This is a genomic window from Fuscibacter oryzae, assembly GCF_016765795.1.
In the GTDB taxonomy this organism is placed as follows: domain Bacteria; phylum Pseudomonadota; class Alphaproteobacteria; order Rhodobacterales; family Rhodobacteraceae; genus Fuscibacter; species Fuscibacter oryzae.
In genome coordinates this window covers 46,285-66,642 of record NZ_JAESVP010000009.1, presented here as the reverse complement: position 1 = coordinate 66,642, position 20,358 = coordinate 46,285, and the positions used below count along the sequence as shown (strand labels likewise).

Below are 20,358 nucleotides of genomic sequence, written 5' to 3'. Positions count from 1 at the left end.
CATAGGGGGCTGGGGGGAAAGCGGATTCTAGGTCGCGGCAATCTGGGCAAAGCGATGGTCGCGCGCCATGAGCGCCTGAACAAAGGCGCGCTCGGCCGCAAAGTCATGCGGCACCTGTTCGGCGGTGCGGCGGCCAGACAGGGAAAGGGTGGTGAAGAAGTCGAACCCGTAGAGCCTGATCTCGCGCGCGTGGCTGCGTGACAAAAGGTCGATCAGCATCAGGCCGGTGGTGGGCGGGGCACCCAGTTCGGCCTTCAAGCGGTTGAAATGGCTTAGTTCGGGCAGATGAAAGCCGGGGCTGGCAGCAATGGCAAAAGGCAGGCGTTTCCTTTTGTGGCTCATCCACAGCACGCGGGCCGGGCCAAGGCGGTCAAGGTCGGCCTGCGGGATTGAGGTGGCCAGTGCCAGAATATCGGTGCGGGTGCCGTGGCTGACAGCGCTGGGCATCGGCGCGCGGTTGATGCGAATGACCAGATCGGCGGCGTCAATCTCTGCGCCGCGCTGGCCTTCGGCAAGACTGCGGGCATTGCCGATCAGGGCAACCGATTTCCCCGCCAGTTGCGCCATCACCTCGGATTCCGGCACCGACAGGCGTTGCAGCGTGCCCTCATCCCGCAGGGTGCGGGCCAGCAGGAAACGCAGGCGGTTCATGGCCGGGCCAGCAGGTCGCGGTAAAGGGCGACGAGGGTGGCCGCCTCATCCTCTATCCGGTGATGGGCCAGCACATGGGCGCGGGCGGCGGTGGCCCCTGCCGCAAGGCGGGTGGGGCTGTCGATCCAGTCGCGGATTGCTTCGGTCAGGGCGGGGCCGTCATCGGGCGCAATCAGGGTGCCAGTTTCGGGGGTGATCAGGGTTTCAAACGCGCCGACGCGGGTGGCGACCACGGGCACACCTGCGGCCATCGCCTCCAAGGGGGTCAGGCCAAAGCCTTCCCAGCGGGCGGGGGCGGTGAACAGGTCCAGCGCCTGATAGTGGCGGACAACCTGATCCCACGGAATTTCGCCGAGAAAGCGAACCCGGTCTTCAATCCCCGCCGCGCGCAGTTTCGCCAGTTGGTCGGCGTGAAAGCCGCGGTTGTCGTCGGTGATCAGGCCGGTGAAGATCACAATCGCCTTCGGGCGCGCAGGCAGCAGGGCGCAGGCGGTATCGACCAACAGATCCACCCCCTTTTGCGCCCGCACCCGGCCAAAGCAGCCGATCAGCAGGGCATCTTCGGGCAAGTTAAGCGTGCGGCGCAGGGCAGACTTGTCGGCCGCAGGCTGAAAGGTCTCGCAATCGACGCCGTGCATCACCACGGTCGCGGGCACCTGCAGATAGCCCTTTGCCTTGTCTGAGGTGGCCACCACCAGCTCCATCTGACGGATCAGCCAGCGGGTGAACCCTTTGTGGTGGCGCTGCGCGGCAGAGGTGAACATCATCCGCAAGCGGCGGCGAAAGATGTGGCGCAGGATCAGGCCAAGCGCCATTTCGGTATTGCGCCGCGCGTGCCAGACCCGCCAGCGGCGGCGCGGCAGGGTCAGGCAGGCGGTCAGCGGAATGTGGGGCAGGTCGGGCGGCAGGCCCGGCCCGGTGGTGACAATGCCGATCTGGAGCGCTTGAATCGGGATCAACCGCACCACGGTGGCGGTGACGCCCGACAGGCGGCGCTTGAGGTTGGGGGCAATCACCTCGATCTGATCGGCGTTCGGCATGGGGGTTCCGCGATTGGCTGTCCTTGCCTAGCGCAATCGCCGTCCGCGCGAAAGCCGGTCAGTCGGTGCGGTCCTGCGCGAACAGGTAGATCAGCAAACCCGCGCCCACCAGGGCCGCGTAAAACCAGAAGATCGCAGTATAGGGCAGCGACGTTGGGGCTGAATTCAGCAGGTCCGCCGGGGGCGTCAGCGCCTTGTTGATCCGCCCCGTCACCATCTGCATCAACCCGGCAGAGCCGATGCCGAACAGGTTGATCAGCGCAACCCCGCGCCCCACCAGATGCGTCGGCAGAAAGGCGCGGCCATGGGCCATGACCATGGGAAAGGTCGCCCCGAAAAAGCCCACGCCCATCAGCAGGGCGACCGTGGGCCACCCCTGCCTATTGGCCATGGTGCCCAAGGCCAGCAGGCAGGCCATCAGCAGGGCATTCCCTCCAAAGTTCAGCCATTTGCGGCTGCGTAAAACACGCTCCATCGGGCCATAGGCAAAGTTGCCCGCCACCATCGCCAGCCCCATTGCCAATGAGACCCAGGCGATCGCCTTGGCATCCGCACCGAACACATCGCGATACCATGGCCCGATCCACAGGCCCCGGATACCCGCAGACGGCGCATAGCAAACGAACATCAGCAGGAAGATCGGCCACAGCGCGGGAATGCGCAACAGATCAAGCACCGATCCGCGCTGTTCATGGCGCAGCCGCTCCGGGTCGCGCACCAAAAACAGAATCGCCAGCGCCACGGCTGCGGTGATCGCGGCCAATGTGCCAACAGTTGCGCGCCAGCCCATCGCCTCGACCGCAGCCGACAGCGGGATCGAGGCGGCGATATTGCCAAGGCTGCCGATGCCGATCACCACCCCCGCCAACGTGCCAAATACGGCGGGCGAAAAGACGCGGGCAAAGATGTAATAGCTGGCCATCAGCACCGGCGCGCAGCCCGCCCCGATCAGCACCATGGCCAGCTTTATCATGCCCACCCCCGTGGCCATGGCAAAGATCGCCGCCCCCAGCGCGCCCACCGCCAGTAGCAGGCCCGCGGTCAGCCGCGGCCCGATCCGGTCAAGCGCCGCCCCCACCGGCAGCTGCATCGCGGCAAAGGCCAGAAACCACCAGCCCGAGGCTTCGGCCAGCATCTCGGGCGTAGCGCCCAGATCCTGCGCCAGAACTGGCGTCAGCACCGCCAGAAAGGCGCGGTAGAACTGTGACAGGACATAGCCCAGAACAAGGGCGGCGATGCCGGTTCTCATGGGTCAGGCCGGTTGCGCCATCAGCGGCTTTTCCCGCACAGGCAGGTGGACGATGGCCGAAAAGGCACCAACCCCCACGCCGATCCACCAGACAAGGGTATAGTCGCCGGTCAGGTCATACATCTTGCCGCCCAGCCAGACCCCCAGAAACCCGCCGATCTGGTGCGACAAAAACACGATGCCATAAAGCGTGCCCATGTAGCGCAGCCCGTAGATATGCGCGACAAGGCCCGAGGTCAGCGGCACGGTCGCCAGCCACAGTGCGCCCATGACGGCCGAAAACACCAGAACGGTGGCGGGCGTCATCGGCAGGCTGATGAAGATGGCCGCCGCCACGGTGCGGGCGACATAGATGCCCGACAACAGGTATTTCTTGGTATAGCGCTTGCCCAAGGCCCCGGCAAAGATTGACCCGGCGATGTTGAAGATGCCGATGACCGAAATGGCGATAGCCCCCAGCGCCGAGGTGCTGGTGATGCCCAGATCGGCCAGAATGCCGCCCGCCGCGATGGGGCCGCAACGCTCGGTCACAAAGGCGGGAAAGTGGGCGGTGATGAAGGCCAGCTGATATCCGCAAGAGAAAAAGCCAAGGAAGATCATGCTGAAGGATGGATCCTTGAACGCCCGCTTCACGACGGTGCCGATCGATTCCTCCAGTTCCGCCCGCGTGGCGACATGGGGGCTGCGCAGGAAAGGCACGGCGAACAGGGCGCACAGGATCAGCCCGGCAAAGATCAGGAACACGGTCTGCCACGGGAAATAGCCCAGCAAAATCTCGGCCAGCGGCGCGCCGAATACCTGCCCGGCAGATCCGGCGGCGGTGGCGATGCCCAAGGCAAGGCTGCGGTTTTCGGGCGAAGAGGCGCGGCCGACAACAGCCAGCACCACGCCAAAGCCGGTGCCCGCGATGCCAAAGCCAACGATGATTTCCAGCAGCCAATGCTGCCCCGGCGTTACTGCGAAGGATGACGCGACCAGCCCCGCCGCATACATGATCGCCCCCAGGATCACCGCCTTGCGATCCCCGAACTTTTCGGCCAGCGCGCCAAAGATCGGCTGCCCGATACCCCAGGCCAGGTTCTGGATGGCGATGGCCAGACTGAAATCGGCGCGCGCCCAGTGAAACTCGGTCGCGATGGGCAGCTGGAACATCCCGAAGCTGGCCCGGATCGAAAAGCCCAGCATCAGGATCAGGCATCCGGCGATCAGAACGGGGGTAACAAGCGGGGCGCGGGCTGCGGCGGTCATGGCATCTCTCCTGCAAGTGGCGCAAATTGCGCCCGTCCTGCGGGGCGGTCAATCGCAATATTGTGATGGGAACAATCTGAAAAATTGCGGGTTCTGCAACGCAGAAAACCCCGCTAGACTGCCTGAAAGAAAATGGAAAAGGTGCAGGCATGGGTGATTGGTGGCGTGGTGCGGTGGTCTATCAGGTCTATCCCCGGTCGTTTCAGGATGACAATGGCGACGGGGTGGGCGACCTGAAGGGCATCACTCGCCGGTTGCCGCATATCGCCCAATTGGGCTGTGATGCGGTCTGGCTGTCACCGTTTTTCACCTCGCCCATGCGGGACATGGGCTATGACGTTTCGGATTACCGCAATGTCGACCCGGTGTTCGGCACGCTGGCCGATTTTGACGACCTGATTGCCACGGCGCATGACCTTGGCCTGAAGGTGATCATCGATCAGGTGTTGAACCATTCGTCAGACCAGCACCCCGCCTTTGCCGAAAGCCGCAAGGACAGGGTGAACCCCAAGGCTGATTGGTATGTCTGGGCCGACCCCAACCCCGATGGCACGCCACCGAACAACTGGCTGTCGGTCTTTGGCGGGTCCGCCTGGACATGGGATGCCCGGCGGCACCAGTATTACTTCCACAACTTTCTGGCCAGCCAGCCCGACCTGAACTTTCACAATCCGGCTGTGCTGGACTGGCACGAGGAAACCCTGCGCTTCTGGCTGGACCGCGGGGTGGACGGGTTCCGGTTTGATACGGTGAACTATTTCTTCCACGATCTGCGCCTGCGCAGCGATGCGGCCGATTGGCGGAACAAGGACAAGCCCGACGCCAACCCCTATGAGATGCAGTATCACCTGTTTTCCAAGAACCAGCCCGAAAATATCGGCTGGCTGGAACGGGTGCGGCGGGTGCTGGATGAATACCCCGGCACCACCTCGGTCGGTGAGGTCGGCGAAAGCCATCATGCCATTCAGATGATGGGCCAATACACCGCGCCGGGGCGCCTGCACCAATGCTATAGTTTCGAGATGTTCGGGACCGATTACTCGCCCGATTTCTTCCGCAAGCGGATCGAGGCGTTTTTTGAGGGCGCCCCCGATGGTTGGCCGATGTGGGCGCTGTCGAACCATGATGTGATGCGGCAGGTCAGCCGCTGGGCCAAGTTCGGGATCAGCCCCGAGGCTCTGGCGCGCCAGGCGGGGTGTTTGCTGCTGTCCTTCCAAGGCTCGATCTGTTTGTGGCAGGGCGAGGAGTTGGGCCAGACCGATACCGAGCTGGCGTTCGAGGAGCTGACCGACCCGCAGGGCATCGCCTTTTGGCCGGAACCCGTGGGCCGCGACGGCACAAGGACGCCGATGGTATGGGATGGCTCGACCACAGGAGGCTTTACCACCGGCACGCCGTGGTTACCGGTCAAGGCCCCGCAACTGGCGCGGCATGTGGCGGGCCAAGCCCGGGTGGATGGGTCGGTGCTGGAGACCTATCGTGCGATGCTGGGCTTTCGGCGGGCCACGCCCGCGCTGCACGGGGCTGCGGGCACAAGGTTTCTGACCCTGCCCGATCCGGTTCTGGGCTTTGTGCGGGATGAGGGGGTGGGCGCGGTGCTGTGCCTGTTCAACCTGTCGCCAAAGCCGGTAACGCTGAAGCAGATGGGGATAGAGGAGCAGGTCGGCCCGCGTCAGGAAGCGGCGTTTGACCGTGCCAGCGTGACGCTGGGGCCGAACGGCTATGGGTTCTTCCGGGTGTTGAACGGGTTTGCGCTGGGGTAAGGCGCGCCTATCGGCGGCACCGCCTAAAGCCCGAAGGGCATGGTGGAGATACGAGACGAGGCCGAAAGAGATTTCAGGCAAATGTCCTTCGGCCCGTCCGCCGCCTGACAGGTATTCTGCCCATTGACCAACAGGCGCGAGATTGCTGCGCATTTTGTGCCGGGCAGATCGAACTGCACCACGCGGGTCTTGGCGGTGGGCAGCGCGCCGAACTCCAGCACCAAAAGCTGCGACACGACGCCTGCGGCATCAAACGCCGCAACCTCATAGGCGGCTTCGGTCAGCGCGGTGTTGGTGTTGTTGGTGGCAACGAAGGTCAGACGACAGGCCCCCTCGACATCGGCAGCGCTGTTCAGCTCGATCTCGAAATTGCCGGATTGGGCAAGGGCAGACCCAGCGGCCAGCGCGGCTGTCAGGCAAAGGGCGGAAAACAAACGACCGACGGGCACGGGGCTGATCCTTTGGCAAAGCGGCGCTTTTGCGCAGGTTGCGCAGCGCCGGGCGACCTGTCAACAGCCGCTTGCGGGTGGATCAGTTATACACGCCGATCAACCAAGGCAGCGCCTTGATGCGGCGGGGCTGGGGGTTGGCGTCGCGGTCGGAAACCGCCTGCATCCGCTGCATGCGTGCGGCGGGGCGGGGATGGCATTCGGGATGTGCCGCCGCAACCTCGCTGCGCAGATCGCCACAGGTAACAACCAGCGCCACCTCTTCGGCCTGCGGCCTGCCACGGGTTTCGGCGGTGGCGACAAGGGGCAGCGATGCCATACCTGCCATAAGAAGGCCGATTACCGTTCTTGCGCGTGATGTCATTTCAACACCTTCCCGTGCGGCACTTGTTTTGCCGATCAGGTAAATCTTACAGGGAAATGTGGCGAAAGACAGGCTGAACCGACCTGCCAGCAGATTGCCGCCCATGCTTTTCATTGCCTGTGGCCTTGCGGACTCTATGATCTGGGCATGTCGCTGTGTCGTCTGATCCAACTTGCCCTCTTTCCGCTGCTGGCATGGCTGTGCCTGCCTGATGCGGCAGCGGCCCAGTTTGCCGTGTGCAACCAGTCCTATGATGTGGTGAACGTGGCTGTCGGGCAGGATGTGCAGGGCCAGATGCAGACCGAGGGTTGGTGGACCATTGGCCCCAACCAATGCGCCAACGTCATCCATGACGAGCTGACCAGCCGCTATGTCTATCTTTATGCGCAGGATGTGTTCGGCCAGCCCATCCTGAACGGGACAACACGGATGTGCATCGCGCCGCGCAAGTTTGTGATTCCCGGCATCGCCGATTGCTGGAAGCTGGGACATATCGAGGCGGGGTTCATCGAGGTCGATACCCAGAAAACCCAGCGCTGGACATTGTTTCTTGGCGCACCCCCAGGAGGGGGGTGATTGGTTCCGATATGCAGGCTTTTCAGACGGCTCTGCCGTGGGTAGAGTTGTCATGTATTGACATATGGATTTCGGATGCCCGCAGCCGTATCAGGCCGGATTGCCAAGGGGTTGCGCCTGTGCGCCGCCACTATGGCGCTGTGTCTGGGCGTTGGCCCGGCGCTGGCCGAGCGGGTGGCTCTGGTGGTTGGCAATGGCGACTATACGGTTGCCCCCGATCTGAAGAACCCGGTCGGCGATGCAACGGCCGTGGCGGCGGGCCTGAAAAAGCTGGGCTTTACGGTCACGCTGCTGACCGATACCGGCACGGCGGCCTTTCAGGAGCAGATGGACAGCTTTGTCGTCGGGGCCGAAGGGGCGGAAAGCGTGGTGTTCTACTATGCGGGCCATGCGTTCCAGCTTAGCGGGGTAAACTATCTGGTGCCGGTCGATGCCGCGCTTGACAGCCGCGAGAGGTTGACCAGCGAAACCTGGAGCCTGGATGCAGTGATCGCCCGGCTGCAAAGCCGTAATCGCCAGACGCTGATCTTTCTGGATGCCTGCCGCAATGACCCGCTGCCGCAAGGCGTGCGCGGGTCGGGCGCTGCGACCGACGGTCTGGCGCGGGTGCAGGCGGGCGTTGGTACCTTTGTGGCCTTTGCCACCGCACCCGGCGCGGTTTCGGCCGATGGGGTGGCGGGGGCCGACCATAGCCCTTTTGCCACCGCGCTGCTGAAACACCTGCCCGAAAAGGGCAAGTCGGTCTCTGACATGATGATCGAGGTCAGGAATGATGTCGAGAATGCCACCCTGCGCAGGCAGGTGCCTTGGGACCAGTCGAGCCTGCGCGAGCAGTTCTATTTTGTGCCGCCAGAGGCCGCCGCCAAGCAGGAACTGAGCGAGGCGGACTATGAACTCTTGGCCCAGCTCGCCCCGGATGAGCGTGAGCAGTTTCTGGCGCTGTTGGCCAAGTCTGGCTTTGATCAAGGGTCGTTGAAGCTGGCCGAGGAGGAAATCGCGCTGGCCGAGGCCAATCTGGAACAGGTCGCCGAAGAGACCACCATTCTGGACAGCCCGACCCCCGAGGCGCCCGCCGTGGAGTCGCCGACCGAGGCGAAGGCCCCGGCGGTCCCCGATGCGCTGGTCTCGCTGGAGGATTTGCAGGTCACCGATGAAAGCGTGGCAATCGGCGATGCGCCTGTGCCCGATGAGACGGTGCTTGCTGCGATTGACCCGGCGTTGAAGCCTGATGAGGTTGATGGCAAGGCGGCAATCCGGCTGGCCGCGCTGGACTGGGACAGCCGCAAGATCGAACTTGGCGGGCCGACGCGTCTGCAAGGCCGCGAGGTGACTGCCGACACGCCCGAAGGCCGCGACCTGCTGACGGCAATCGATCCGCGCCTGCTGGGTCAGGTGGCCCCCATGCCTTTGGATCTGGCCAAGTCGGTTCAGGGCGAATTGTTGCGGGTGGGCTGCTACCGCATGGCGGTGGATGGCAATTGGGGCAAGGGATCGCGCACGGCGCTGACCTCTTACTATCTGGCCAAGCATGTGGTGCCGACCAGCCTTGAACCTTCGGCCGACTTGTTCATGGCCCTATCGGGTGAAACCAAGGTGGTGTGCGAGGCGCGCGTCGCCTCTTCCGCCGTGAAGACCGGCAAGCGTGCGCAGGTCGAAACCGCGCCGGTCGAAAAAGCCTCGGTCAAGTCCAACGTGAAAACCGGCAAAAAACAGGAAACCGCCAAGACCCGGATCACCAAGGGCACCATCGGCATCACCGGATCGTTCTGATCGTGTGGGGCTGCGGTCATGGAAATTGACCCCCGTTTCAAAGCCGCCCGCCAGCAGGCCAAGCTGCGCCGCCGCAACTCTTGGCTGGTGCCGCTGATCCTGTGGGGGGGCGTCGGCTTGGGCGTCGCGGGTCTGGGAACGGGGCTGTACTTTGGCGGTATCCTGCGGTTCGGGCATCCGACGGCGAAAGAGGTCGCCGAGAATGACGGGGTGCAGGACGAAGGCGTGGTGATGGATGCCGCCGCCGCCTATACCTCGGCCTTCATCGATCTGCCGGGCGATCCGATGACGCTCCATTTCGACACCTCTGGCGCGGGCGATCACCGTAAGGAAATGCCGCGCCCGGCCGAGGTGCCGCCCGACCGCGCCGGGGGCGATCTGGTTCTGCTGACCGATGCGATGATCACCACCGAGGAACGGCTGATCACCACCCTTCCCTCCAGCCGCGAGGATTTCGCATTCTTCAATGCGCAGCGCGACGTGAAGGTGCAGGCCCCGGTGGCCCCGCTCTCTGTGCCCGCCCCCGTGCTGCAGGCGGATGCAACAACCCCTGTGCAGACCGAAGTGGTCGCGGCGGGCGAAGATGCCAGTTGGGGAAGCGATATTGCGGGGGTTTCCAGCGCTGGCCAGCCCGACACTTTTACCCGGACCCGGATCGAGGACACCACCAGCGTTGCCTATATCCAGCCCGAAAAGACCCGCGCGGCGGCGTTTGAAGATGTGATCCTGCGGATGAAAGAGCCGGGCGATCTGGTGCAACTGATGGTTGATCACGGGGCCGACAAGGCCGCAGCGGAACGCTTTGCCGAGGAGGGCAAGCTGGTGGTGCCCGACATCGCGGCGCTGGTGCCGGGGCATATTCTGGCGTTCCGGCTGACCACGCGGGCGGGCGTGAAAGTGCCGGTCCAACTTTCGCTTTACACCCGCGACAGCTATGCCGGCAGCCTTGGCCTTGACGACGATGGCCATGTGGTCGAGGCGGCGGACCCTTGGGTTGACGAAGACCTGTTCAGCTTTGCGGGCGAAGATGCTGTGGCCAGCGCCGATATTGGCCGCAAATACCGCCTGCTGGATGCGTTCTATTCGGCGGCGATCCGCAATGGTGTTCCCTCGGCCGTGGTTGCGGAAACCATCGTGATGCTGAGCCAGTCATGGGACATGGAAAGTTTTGCCGCCCCCGGCGACCAGATGACCCTTCTTTACGCCCCTGATGCGGGCGGCGAAGGTCCGGGGCCGGGGCAGGTGCTTTACGCCGCGATCAAGGGCGAGGGACGTGACCTGCGCTGCCACGTCTATCGCCCGGTCGGCGCGCAGGACTATGCCTGTTTCGGGCAGGGCAGCGGGGGGGCCGGTGCTGGCGGCGGCGGGGCGATGCGCGCCGGGATGGTGACGCCGACGGCGGGGGTGATGACCTCTCGCTTCGGGCCGCGGATGCACCCCATTTTGCATGTAGTCAAGCTGCACAAGGGCACCGACTGGGCCGCACCCGTTGGCACGCCGGTGGTGGCCGCCTTTGCCGGGACGGTGAATTTCGCCAGCGACGGCGGCACCTATGGCAATCTGGTCAAGATCACCGATGCCGATGGCACCGAGACTCGCTATGCCCATCTGTCGCGCTTTGCCGATGGCTTGAAGGCGGGGCAGGCGGTGGCGGCGGGGCAATTGATCGGTTATGTCGGCACCACCGGCCAATCGACCGGACCCCATCTGCATTTTGAGCTTTACGCAGGCGGGCAGCCGATTGATCCCTTTGCCGCCGATGCCGTGGTGGCGGCGGGTGGTGCCGGGTCGCCGGTGGAAACCATGGTTGATCAGATCATCCGCGTCGAATCCGGCGGCAAGGCCGATGCGGCAAACCCCTTGTCTACCGCTGTCGGGCTGGGCCAGTTCATTGAAAGCACATGGATTCGGATGATGAACCAGTATCGCCCCGACCTTGCCAGCACAATGAGCCGACAGGACCTGCTGGCCCTGCGCACCGACCCGACGCTTAGCCGTGAGATGGTCACCAATCTTGCGCGGGAAGGCGAGGCCTATCTGCGCAACCGGGGCCATCAGATCACCGCCGGGCGGCTATACCTGTGCCACTTCCTTGGGGCGGGGGGGGCCGATGTGGTGCTGTCGGCGCAGGATGACCAGTTGGTCGCCGATGTGATGGGGGCAGGCGTGGTCAATGCCAACCCGTTCCTGAAAGGGCGCACCATCGCCTATGTCAAGGAATGGGCCGAGTTGAAGATGAGCGGCAAGGGCGGGGCGGTGGCCGTCGCGCCGCCGCTGCCACCCGATGTGCTGGCCTATCAGAAGGTGATCGAGGTGCTGTTGGCCGCGACGTGAACCGGAGCCTGCAAAGGCTCCGATCCGATTTCTTTGAAGCAATCGAGGTCAGGCGAAATCATACCCGATCTGGCCGTCTTTCATCACCAGTTCGACCCGCGCCATCGGCGTCTGCTTGACCATACGGTCCAGCACCTCGCGCGACAGCGCCGGCAGGATGGTGTTTGAAATGATGTTGTCCACCATCCGCCCACCGGAATCGGGGTCGCGGCATTGGTCCACGATATGGGCGGTGACCTCGGGCGAGACACTCATCGCCGCGCCATGGTTTTCCTTCATCCGCTTGACGATAGAGTTCAGTTTCAGCTTGGTGATGCCGCCTAGAACCTCGGTCGATAGTGGGAAATAGGGGATCGTCACGATCCGGCCCAGCAGAGCGGGCGGGAAGACGCGCAGAAGGTGCGGCTTCATCGCCTCTTCCAGCACCTCGACATCGGGCTTCGTCTCGCCCTTGTCGGCCATATCCATGATCACATCGGTGCCGACATTCGAGGTGAGCAGGATCAGCGTGTTCTTGAAGTTGATCTGGCGGCCCGATCCATCCTCCATGATGCCCTTGTCGAACACCTGAAAGAACAGCTCATGCACGTCGGAATGGGCCTTTTCCACCTCATCCAGCAGCACAACGGAATAGGGCTTGCGGCGCACGGCCTCGGTCAGCCGCCCGCCCTCGCCATAGCCGACATAGCCGGGGGGGGCACCTTTCAAGAGGGAAACGGTATGCGCCTCCTGAAACTCGCTCATGTTGATGGTGATGATGTTCTGCTCACCGCCGTAAACCGCCTCGGCCAGCGCCAGCGCGGTTTCGGTCTTGCCCACACCCGACGGGCCGCACAGCATGAAAACGCCGATTGGCTTGTTGGGGTTGGCCAGTTTCGCCGATGCGGTCTGCACCCGCGTGGCGATCATTTCCAGCCCATGATCCTGCCCGATCACCCGTTCCTTCAGCCGGTCGGCAAGGGTCAGGATGGCCTGCAATTCATCCGAGACCATCTTGCCTGCGGGAATGCCGGTCCAGTCGGAAATCACCGCCGCCACGGCCTGCGCATCGACATGGGCATAGATCTTGCGGTCATCGGGTTTGCGCGCTTGCAGGCGTTTCACGCTTTCCATCGCCTGCGGGCGCAGGTTTTCGGGTTCGCCTTCCACCTGATCAGGCGTTACCGCGCCTTCGGTCTTGGCCCCAAGCCCGATCTGCTTCCATAGGTCCAGCAGCTGATCAACCAGCGCCTTCTCCTCGGTGTAGTCAGCTTCCAGCTGGGCCAGCGTATCCCGCTCCTTGGCCAGCAGGTCGTGGATTTCGGCCACGCGCGGCCCGGCATCCTCGCCCAAGTCCGCCTGCCGTTCCTTGGCAGCGAGTTCGGTTTCAAGGCCCGCAATCTTGGCCTTGCTGTCCTGAATCGAGGCCGGAACCGTGGATTGGCTGATCGCCACCCGCGCGCAGGCGGTGTCCAGCAGGCTGACCGCCTTGTCCGGCAGTTGGCGTGAGGGCAGATAGCGGGCCGACAGGTTGACCGCCGCAACCACCGCCTCATCCGAGATGCGGATGCCGTGATGCGCCTCCATCGGGCCAAGAATGCCGCGCAGCATATAGCAGGCGCGGTCGATGGTGGGCTCGTCCACCATCACCGGCTGAAAGCGCCGGGTCATCGCCGGGTCTTTCTCGAAATACTTGGCGTATTCCATCCAGGTGGTGGCCCCGATGGTGCGCAACGTGCCGCGCGCCAGCGCCGGTTTCAGCAGGTTTGCGGCATCGCCGGTGCCCGCAGCGCCCCCGGCCCCCATCAGGGTGTGAATCTCGTCGATGAACAGGATGATCGGGGTGGGCGAATTCTGCACCTCGTCAATCACGCTGCGCAGGCGCTGTTCAAACTCACCCTTCATGGATGCGCCCGCCTGCATCAGCCCAAGGTCCAGCATGAACAGCTTGGTGCCTTGCAGCTTGGGCGGCACCTCGTTCGCGGCAAGGCGCTGGGCAAAGCCTTCGACGACAGCGGTTTTGCCCACGCCCGCCTCACCCGTCAGGATCGGGTTGTTCTGGCGGCGGCGCAGCAGAATGTCGATGATCTGGCGAATCTCATCATCGCGGCCAACAATCGGGTCCATCTTGCCGCCCGTGGCCTGGGCCGTCATATCGACCGCAAAACGCCCCAAGGCCGTGCTGCCCTGACCGGGGGCGGCAGCCGAACCCGAGGTCTGGCCGATGCCAGAGCCATCCATCGGGCGCATGTCGTCTTCGTCACTATCGGCCCAGGCGGTGCGCGCCTCATTCGCCAGGGTATCGACGTTGATTTCGCCGAAGACCTTTGACATCTGCACCAGATCACGGCGCAGCGTGGTGTTCTTCAGGGCTGCCACCAGAATATGGCCGGTGCGGATCATCGCCTCGCCGAACATCAACGTGGCGTAGTGCCAGCCACGGTCCAGCACATCAGTCAACTGCTCGCTGATCTGGGGCATTTCGGTCGCGTTCTTGCGCAGACCGTCGATCACCGCGCCCAAGTCTTTCTGGGCCTTGGCGGTATCCAGCTTGAAATGGGCCAGCGTCACCGCAATGTCGGATTTCGGGTTTTGCAGGATGTGGAACAGCCAGTGCGACAGTTCCACGTTGCGGTTTCCCTCGCTTCGCGCGTGGCGCAGCGATTGCAGAAAGGCATCGTATCCGACGCGGTTCAGTTTTCCGGCGACTGTTTCAAGACTGATATCGGCCATTTCCCAATCCTTTGTGCTAAAAAACTGCCCCACCCATCACATCACCCTGTCCGGTGTTCGGACGAAAACACCGCATCGCTGCGGTAGGTGTCGGGCTTGGCAGGGGTGGGCGCGATCCAGCCCGTCCAGCCCAAGGCACCTGACTTGCCCAAGGCCATGCCGCGCACTTCGGTGGCGGGCAGGGCGGGCGAAATCTCGACCTCGACCTCATGGCCAAGATACCAGAAGATCATCTCGGTCAGCTTGGCGAAATTGGGGCCGCCGGGCAGAAAACTTTGATATTCAGCCAGACTTTCGGTGCGCACCGCAATGCGGATTTTGTCGTTCACGCTTTGCACGCGTGCGCCTAGCCGGCAATCCATGCCCAAGGTGGCACCCGACCGGCCCATCTGCGTCAGATCACCCGGTTCGAACACCAGCCAAGAGGGGATGTTTTCCTCGATGGTGATTTCCACCCGGCACAAGGATTGCAGTACCTGACGCAGCCTGACGGCAGATTTGACCCGCCCCATTGCCACCCCGGCCAAAGGCAGCCAGGCGGTTTCCGACACCCTCCCGCGATGACGCAAGGCAGGTGAGCCATGGCCAAGTGCTGCGCCGACATAGGTTTGAAAGCGGTCATCATCGGGGCGGTCAAACTGAGTGATGCCGCGCGCATCCGACCAGGCGCGGAAGAAAAGTTGCTGAAAGCGGTTGGTGAAGATGTCGGTCAGACGAATGAAGGCATCGTCACCATACATATACCACTGCTGCACCTCGGCGGTGATGTTCAGCGGCAGCGCCCCCTGCGGGCCGAAATAGCCAAGAAAGTTCGACCGCACGCGCAGTTTTCCGTCGCCCCGGTCCTGCACCTGGCTGACGTTTTGCGCCGGGAAGGCCTGAAACGGTTCCTGGCCCAGCCGCACCGCCTCTTCCCTGAGCGTCCGGTTGCGGCCGATACGGGGCAGGGCGGGGTTCGCACGCTCCACCTCGCGCATCAGGGACAGAAAGCCGAACTGGGTCGGGTCGTCTATCAGGGCGCGGCGGCGGTTGGTCATAGCAGCGGCCCCTGCCCGGTGCGGGGCGGCCAGACCTTGACCAGCCCGCGCTGTTCCGACCGGATCGCGACCTGGGTAAAGCTGTTGATCGAGGCGTATTCTGAAATGAACCTGTCCAGCACCGCACCCAGCAAGAAGATGCCAGATCCTTCAAAGGATTTTTCGTCAAAGGTGATCGTCACCTCGGTGCCCCGCGCGGCATGATAGCCGCCACCGCGGCGAATGGTGCGGGTGACGGGGCGGGCGCTGACCAATTTCAGGCCCTGCAACTGACGCTCGGTGACCTGCGCCGACAGATCGGCAAACAGCGCCAGCATTTCGCGCAGCGCTGCGCCCTGATCTTTGGCCCCCCGGTTGTCGAGGCCAAGGTAGCTGAGCGACAGATACGACAAAATCCGCCAACCAACGGGGCCGGTATGGGCGCGGTGGGCGGCGTTTTTGTCCAGCTCTGTCACGCTTTCGCGCGGGGCGGTCGGCCCGGCGATGCAGCGCAGGGGCAGCGCCGTGTCGTCGTTCATGCGGAAATCGGCTCCGCCTTGGGCGATGGGCAGGAATTGCGGCAGATGGCGGTTGGAGCATAGCAGTTTCACCTGCAAGCGCTTGACCCGTTCCTCACTGTCCAGGTGCCCCGGTTCGTAGATCGACACGAAGGTTTCGGTGCCGGTGTAGCCTTGGGCCTTGCCGAACCGCCGTTCCTTGGCGTTCAGGCGGCGGGGGCGCTGGCGGGTGGTGTAATACAGCGCCTCTCGCGGTTGCAGGGCGTCGTTCGGTAGGCCGTACAGCGGATGCACCGGCACCTTGGTTTTCACATCGGTGAAAAAGGCGAACACCTCGCGCACGCGATGCACTTCGTAATGCGAGGAGGGGCTGCTGTCGGCCTGCACCAGATATTCATGGCGGAGGGTGTCGCTGCGGGTGGTCGAGCAGTTTTCTTCGAACAGGTTCACGGCAGGGGCGGTGAACAGGCGGAAATTCTCGGCCGTGATGCGGGGCGGCAGGGCAGGCCGGACCTGCGACATTTCAATCAGCAGATCAAAGGCGGGGGCGGCGACGCGCGGCAGCACTTGAGATAGCCCGGTCAGGCGAAAGCCAAGGAATTTCTGCGGGAACAGGAAGAATTCGCGCAGCAGGGTAAAGCCGCGAAAGGTGCGGGTATCTTCAGCAAAGATCGCCTCATCCTCATCAAACCCGATCTGTTCAATGCAGTTCAAGGGCAGCGGCACAAAGACCGGATCGCCTCGCGCATCCAGATAGCGCAGGGTGATGCGGGTGACGTTGGCGAACATCTGTTCATAAAGCGCCACCATCTCGGCCATGTCGCCGACCAGATGGAACGGCAGGCTGTCGGCCTGAATGGCAGACACCAGCTTTGGCTTGCCCGCCTTGCTGGCGCTGGGGCGTTGCAGGTTCAGGATGATGCCGCCGCCGGTGCCCGCTGTTACATCCAGCCCCATGGCCTGAAAGGCGGTGGCCCCGGAAACCACACGGGCCTGAGTTAGCTGCAAGGGCCACAGATGCAGCGCCGAAGACAGGCGGAACCGGCAGGAAATGCGTTGATCGCGGTCCAGATAGCGGGCGTCGATATAACTGCCGGGGGCATAGGATTTGCCCTTTTCCAGCTCTTCATCGGCAAAATTCGGATCGGCCTGCACCATCACCGCCGAAGGGGTGGGGGCCATGAAATTGGGCAGCAACTGATCCAGCAGTTCGTTGGTAAAAGTCTCGAACTCGGTATCCAGTTTCAACTGAACCCGGGCGGCCATGAAGGCCGCCCCTTCCAGCAGACCCGCGATGGCGGGATCAAGGTTGTCCTGCGTCAGCCCGCCCAGACGTTCGGCGATGCCGGGGTAATCCTCGGCAAACTCTTTCGCGCCCTCGTACAGCAGCGCAAGCTCTCGGTTATAGGATTCCAGAAACGCGCGATTCATCCACGCACCGTCAGGTTCGACAGCGCTACCTTGCCGACGCTGGTATCAATCTCTGCGATGAATTCCAGCGGCACATCCACCGGTTTCGCGGCCATTTCGGCAGTGATGTCGAAGGCGATGTGCTGGTTGGTGGTGTTGCCGCCCTTCAGCTTGACCACCAGCGTATCGGCCACCAGCCGCGGCTCATGCGCCAGAAGTGCCGCTTTCAGGTCGGCGGCCAGTTTGTGGCGGCGCACATCATCTAGCGTAAAGCGGCTAAGGTCGGTCATACCATAGTTCAGGACCGAGTTGCGCACCCGGTCCAGCCCGGTCAGATCTTCGGTCGCTTCAAGGTTGATGGTGCCCAGCAGGCTGGACAGATCAATCGCCAGATTGTTGCGCAGCGTGCCCTGTCCGGCACCTTCGCGCCGCTCCATGCTGCGCAGCGACAGCACGCGGCCATCTTCGGTTACCTGGTCATCGGTCTTCTTCGCATCCCGCTCGCGCGCGGCGTTGCGAAAGACGTTCATCAGCGAAATCTGGAAATGGCCTTCGCCGCGTTCTTTCATCGGGACCATGCGTCTTTAAGGCAGATGCCGGGCACGGTTGCGCCCGGCATCCTGTTTCGCACCTGATCAGCCGGTCGGGCCGACCGAGATATCGTATTCGACCGGCACCTTGGCCGAACCGGCACCCTGACCGCTTTGCACCACATAGGTCATCTTGAACTTCTTGAAGTTCAACGACATATTTTCATAAATGCGGTCATCCGAGGCATTGCCCCCGCCGGTCTGGTAGGACGAGATGATCACCTCTTCCAACTCGATCGTCAGGTAATCCAGCGGCTTGCCGCCGGTCACCTTGCGGACGGTGATCTTGCCCTTGTCATAGTGCTTGCCATCCAGCAGCGCCTTGTAGAGGACGGGGGTCGCCTTATCCATGTATTTGGAAAAGGCGATGTCGCCCACATTCGCCTGACCCGAGCCACCGCCGGTGCCCGACTGGCGGGTGGCCGACTGCGACGAGGCCCAGCTGTAGCTGAGCAGGTCAATTTTCCCCGCAAAACCGGATTTCTGCGATTCACCTTCAACCTGGTCAAGCTCCAGGAAGATTTCCACGGCCATTTTGAGACTCCTTTTCCAATCAATTTGCCACCGGGAAACCCGGAGGGGGGGTTAAGTCATTTCGCGCCCGGAAGTTTGGAAACCAGCGACATGCCGATATCCATCCCCTCCAACTGGAAGTGCGGGCGCAGGAAGAACTTGCCGACGTAATAGCCGGGGTTCTCTTCGTCCGCGATCACCTCGACCTTGGCCGCCGCCAAGGGCAGAAGTGCCTTGTCACGCTCCGACGCATTGGCCGGAGAGCCGTGAACATAGCCGCTGACCCAGTTCTGCAACTCGCGCTGCAACTGGTCGCGTTCCTTGTTCGACCCGATCATGTCGCGCACCATACATTTCAGGTAATGGCTGAAGCGTGACACGGCGAAGATATAGGGCAGACGGGACGAGATATTGTCCGAGGCGGTGGCCTGCTCGTCCTGATATTTCTTCGGGCGATAAAGGGTCTGTGCGCCGATAAAGGCGGCGCGGTCGGTGTTCTTGCGATGCACAAGGCTGATGAGGCCCGATTTCGAAAGCTCACCTTCCCGACGGTCGGAAATCGCGTATTCCGTCGGGCATTTCATGTCGGTCGATCCGTCGCCGGTATCGAAGTTATGAACCGGCAGGTTCGCTACCTCACCCCCCGACTGCACGCCGCGGATCTGCACCGTCCAGCCATATTCCTTATGGGCGCGGTTGATGTTCACCGCCATGGCATGGGCTGCGTTCATCCAGGCATAGTGCTTGCCTTCGTGGCCGTCGGTCGCCTCTTCAAAGTTGAACTCATCCACCGGCTCGCCGTTCTGGCCATAGGGCGAACGCGACAGGACGCGCGGCAGGGTGATCGCCAGATAACGCGAGTTTTCGCTGTCGCGCAGGCTGTTCCAGCCGGCATAATCGGGCGTGTCAAACACGGTCGAAAGGTCGCGCGGGTTGCCCAGCTCGTTCCAGCTATCCATGCCCAACAGGGTGGGCGCTGCCGAAGAGACAAAGGGTGCGTGTGACGAGGCGGCGATCTTGCCTAGGTCACGCAGCAGGCGCACGTCGGACGACGAATGGTCGAAATAGAAATCGCCGATCAGCGCGCCAAAGGGTTGGCCGCCCAACTGGCCGAACTCTGCCTCGTACACCTTCTTGAAGACCGGGCTTTGATCCCATTTCGCGCCGGGGAACATCCGCAATTCGCGGTCAAGTTCCGACTTGGAAATGTTCATGACCTTCACCTTCAGCGTCGCATCGCTTTCGGTGTTGTTCACGGTATAGGCGAGACCCCGCCAACTGCTTTCCAGCTTTTGGTATTCGGGGTGGTGGATGATCTCGTTCACCTGGGCCGACAGCTTTTCGTCCAGCTTGGCGATCATCGCGTCGATGGTATCAAGGATGTCTTCGGCGATCAGGCTGTCATCGGCCAGCGCCTCTTTCACCAGGGTGGAAACCGCGTTCTCAACCTCTTTCGCAGCCGTGTCAGAGCGCGGTTTGAAGTTTTGCTTAAGGATTGAGGAGAACTCATCCAGCTCGGCCAATGCGCCTGCGCCGCCGGTGCCTTTTTCAAGTTCAGTTGCCATGTGTCATGTCCGAATATGAGTGGGTCAGAACCGCACGCCGGGCAACGTGCCCCGGCGCGTTCGAAATCATTCTTCGGCGCCGTCGCCTTTGGCGCGGCGTTCGTTCAGCGCGGCCATCAGCTTGGGGTCATTCAGCAGCGCCTTGAGCTGATCCTGCGCCGCCGCCTTGCCGTTCATATAGCGCTGCAAGTTCGCCAGTTGCTGACGCGCTTCCAAAAGGGTGGCAAGGGCCGGCACCTGACGAGCCACTTCGCCCGGCGACAGATCGGCCATCTTCTTGAAATCAAGGCTGACCGACAATTTGCCACCCGCTTCGGGATCGAGCGTGTTGTTGACGTTCAGCGCAAGGCCCGGCTGCACGCTGGCCATGTAGTCATCCAGCGTATCCTGGCTGACTTGGGTGAATTCGCGCTCACCCACTGGGGGCTTTTCAACTTTTGAGGCATTGCCCGACAGGTCGGACATCACGCCCATCACAAAGGGCAATTCAACCTGGCGGTTGGCGTCGATGGGGTCGGCGTAGGAAATCTGCACGCGCGGGGGGCGGTTGCGCTTGATGAACCCGGTTGCTGAATCTGAACTGGCCATAA

General features: G+C 62.8%; 17 protein-coding genes. 4 read left to right on the top strand and 13 right to left on the bottom strand.

From position 1 onward, the window contains the following. Positions 1–27: 27 nt before the first annotated feature. Genes JI744_RS15950 through JI744_RS15935 form a run of 4 tightly spaced genes read right to left on the bottom strand, consistent with a single transcriptional unit; the run spans position 28 to position 4,188 of the window. Positions 28–651: a glycosyltransferase family 29 protein gene (locus JI744_RS15950; protein WP_202662142.1), complete on the bottom strand. Its 624-nt coding sequence runs from the start codon at positions 649–651 to the stop codon at positions 28–30. Beyond that, the gene (locus tag JI744_RS15945; protein ID WP_202662141.1) at positions 648–1,691 is read right to left on the bottom strand and encodes a glycosyltransferase family 4 protein; all 1,044 of its coding nucleotides are present in this window, start codon (positions 1,689–1,691) and stop codon (positions 648–650) included. The genes JI744_RS15950 and JI744_RS15945 overlap by 4 nt, the downstream gene beginning before the upstream one ends. Positions 1,692–1,749: 58 nt before the next feature. Continuing rightward, positions 1,750–2,940 carry an MFS transporter gene (locus JI744_RS15940; RefSeq protein ID WP_202662140.1) on the bottom strand — a complete coding sequence of 397 codons (1,191 nt, stop codon included), beginning with the start codon at positions 2,938–2,940 and terminating at the stop codon, positions 1,750–1,752. Positions 2,941–2,943: 3 nt separating this feature from the next. Beyond that, on the bottom strand, positions 2,944–4,188 hold the full coding sequence (locus JI744_RS15935; protein WP_202662139.1) for an MFS transporter: 1,245 nt from the start codon (positions 4,186–4,188) through the stop codon (positions 2,944–2,946). Between the two features lie 149 nt (positions 4,189–4,337). Here JI744_RS15935 and JI744_RS15930 point away from each other — a divergent pair, with 149 nt between their 5' ends. Further along, complete coding sequence (locus JI744_RS15930; RefSeq protein ID WP_202662138.1) at positions 4,338–5,951, top strand: alpha-amylase family glycosyl hydrolase; 1,614 nt, start codon at positions 4,338–4,340, stop codon at positions 5,949–5,951. A 23-nt stretch (positions 5,952–5,974) separates the two neighbouring features. On the opposite strand, the gene JI744_RS15925 is transcribed toward JI744_RS15930, so the two are convergent. Beyond that, entirely contained in the window at positions 5,975–6,385 is a 411-nt protein-coding gene (locus JI744_RS15925) for a hypothetical protein (RefSeq protein WP_236019494.1), read from the bottom strand. Between the two features lie 97 nt (positions 6,386–6,482). Then, positions 6,483–6,719, bottom strand: a complete 237-nt coding sequence (locus JI744_RS15920) for a hypothetical protein (RefSeq protein ID WP_202662137.1) — start codon at positions 6,717–6,719, stop codon at positions 6,483–6,485. Between the two features lie 192 nt (positions 6,720–6,911). Between JI744_RS15920 and JI744_RS15915 the strand changes: the two genes are divergently transcribed. The 3 genes from JI744_RS15915 to JI744_RS15905 all read left to right on the top strand — a co-directional run bounded on the left by JI744_RS15915 (position 6,912) and on the right by JI744_RS15905 (position 11,444). After that, positions 6,912–7,340 carry a DUF1036 domain-containing protein gene (locus JI744_RS15915; protein ID WP_202662136.1) on the top strand — a complete coding sequence of 143 codons (429 nt, stop codon included), beginning with the start codon at positions 6,912–6,914 and terminating at the stop codon, positions 7,338–7,340. Between the two features lie 75 nt (positions 7,341–7,415). Further along, the gene (locus JI744_RS15910; protein WP_202662135.1) at positions 7,416–9,110 is read left to right on the top strand and encodes a caspase family protein; all 1,695 of its coding nucleotides are present in this window, start codon (positions 7,416–7,418) and stop codon (positions 9,108–9,110) included. Positions 9,111–9,128: 18 nt separating this feature from the next. Beyond that, positions 9,129–11,444 (top strand): peptidoglycan DD-metalloendopeptidase family protein, encoded by a 2,316-nt coding sequence (locus JI744_RS15905; RefSeq protein ID WP_202662134.1) that lies wholly within the window; start codon positions 9,129–9,131, stop codon positions 11,442–11,444. Between the two features lie 48 nt (positions 11,445–11,492). Here the strand turns inward: JI744_RS15905 and tssH are convergent, their stop codons facing one another. The 7 genes from tssH to tssB form a co-directional block, all read right to left on the bottom strand. Continuing rightward, complete coding sequence (gene tssH / locus JI744_RS15900) at positions 11,493–14,156, bottom strand: type VI secretion system ATPase TssH (RefSeq protein WP_202662133.1); 2,664 nt, start codon at positions 14,154–14,156, stop codon at positions 11,493–11,495. A gap of 41 nt (positions 14,157–14,197) precedes the next feature. After that, positions 14,198–15,193 carry a type VI secretion system baseplate subunit TssG gene (gene tssG / locus JI744_RS15895; RefSeq protein ID WP_202662132.1) on the bottom strand — a complete coding sequence of 332 codons (996 nt, stop codon included), beginning with the start codon at positions 15,191–15,193 and terminating at the stop codon, positions 14,198–14,200. Continuing rightward, a complete protein-coding gene (gene tssF / locus JI744_RS15890; protein ID WP_202662131.1) occupies positions 15,190–17,121 on the bottom strand; it encodes a type VI secretion system baseplate subunit TssF in 1,932 nt (643 codons plus the stop codon). The genes tssG and tssF overlap by 4 nt, the downstream gene beginning before the upstream one ends. Beyond that, positions 17,118–17,669 (bottom strand): type VI secretion system baseplate subunit TssE, encoded by a 552-nt coding sequence (locus JI744_RS15885; protein ID WP_202662130.1) that lies wholly within the window; start codon positions 17,667–17,669, stop codon positions 17,118–17,120. Before JI744_RS15885 ends, tssF begins: the two co-directional genes overlap by 4 nt. Before the next feature lie 66 nt (positions 17,670–17,735). After that, positions 17,736–18,224, bottom strand: a complete 489-nt coding sequence (locus JI744_RS15880; RefSeq protein ID WP_202662129.1) for an Hcp family type VI secretion system effector — start codon at positions 18,222–18,224, stop codon at positions 17,736–17,738. A 56-nt stretch (positions 18,225–18,280) separates the two neighbouring features. Then, a complete protein-coding gene (tssC, locus tag JI744_RS15875; RefSeq protein WP_202662128.1) occupies positions 18,281–19,768 on the bottom strand; it encodes a type VI secretion system contractile sheath large subunit in 1,488 nt (495 codons plus the stop codon). A gap of 66 nt (positions 19,769–19,834) precedes the next feature. Beyond that, on the bottom strand, positions 19,835–20,356 hold the full coding sequence (tssB, locus tag JI744_RS15870; protein ID WP_202662127.1) for a type VI secretion system contractile sheath small subunit: 522 nt from the start codon (positions 20,354–20,356) through the stop codon (positions 19,835–19,837). Positions 20,357–20,358: the final 2 nt, after the last annotated feature.

Coding starts and splice junctions, on each gene's coding strand:
- JI744_RS15880 (WP_202662129.1), bottom strand. CDS start 18,224: ATGGCCGTGGAAATCTTCCTGGAGCTTGACCAGGTTGAAGGTGAATCG.
- JI744_RS15935 (WP_202662139.1), bottom strand. CDS start 4,188: ATGACCGCCGCAGCCCGCGCCCCGCTTGTTACCCCCGTTCTGATCGCC.
- JI744_RS15910 (WP_202662135.1), top strand. CDS start 7,416: ATGCCCGCAGCCGTATCAGGCCGGATTGCCAAGGGGTTGCGCCTGTGC.
- JI744_RS15885 (WP_202662130.1), bottom strand. CDS start 17,669: ATGAAAGAACGCGGCGAAGGCCATTTCCAGATTTCGCTGATGAACGTC.
- JI744_RS15940 (WP_202662140.1), bottom strand. CDS start 2,940: ATGAGAACCGGCATCGCCGCCCTTGTTCTGGGCTATGTCCTGTCACAG.
- tssG (WP_202662132.1), bottom strand. CDS start 15,193: ATGACCAACCGCCGCCGCGCCCTGATAGACGACCCGACCCAGTTCGGC.
- JI744_RS15905 (WP_202662134.1), top strand. CDS start 9,129: ATGGAAATTGACCCCCGTTTCAAAGCCGCCCGCCAGCAGGCCAAGCTG.
- tssH (WP_202662133.1), bottom strand. CDS start 14,156: ATGGCCGATATCAGTCTTGAAACAGTCGCCGGAAAACTGAACCGCGTC.
- JI744_RS15915 (WP_202662136.1), top strand. CDS start 6,912: ATGTCGCTGTGTCGTCTGATCCAACTTGCCCTCTTTCCGCTGCTGGCA.
- tssB (WP_202662127.1), bottom strand. CDS start 20,356: ATGGCCAGTTCAGATTCAGCAACCGGGTTCATCAAGCGCAACCGCCCC.
- JI744_RS15920 (WP_202662137.1), bottom strand. CDS start 6,719: ATGGCATCGCTGCCCCTTGTCGCCACCGCCGAAACCCGTGGCAGGCCG.
- JI744_RS15950 (WP_202662142.1), bottom strand. CDS start 651: ATGAACCGCCTGCGTTTCCTGCTGGCCCGCACCCTGCGGGATGAGGGC.
- JI744_RS15930 (WP_202662138.1), top strand. CDS start 4,338: ATGGGTGATTGGTGGCGTGGTGCGGTGGTCTATCAGGTCTATCCCCGG.
- tssF (WP_202662131.1), bottom strand. CDS start 17,121: ATGAATCGCGCGTTTCTGGAATCCTATAACCGAGAGCTTGCGCTGCTG.
- tssC (WP_202662128.1), bottom strand. CDS start 19,768: ATGGCAACTGAACTTGAAAAAGGCACCGGCGGCGCAGGCGCATTGGCC.
- JI744_RS15945 (WP_202662141.1), bottom strand. CDS start 1,691: ATGCCGAACGCCGATCAGATCGAGGTGATTGCCCCCAACCTCAAGCGC.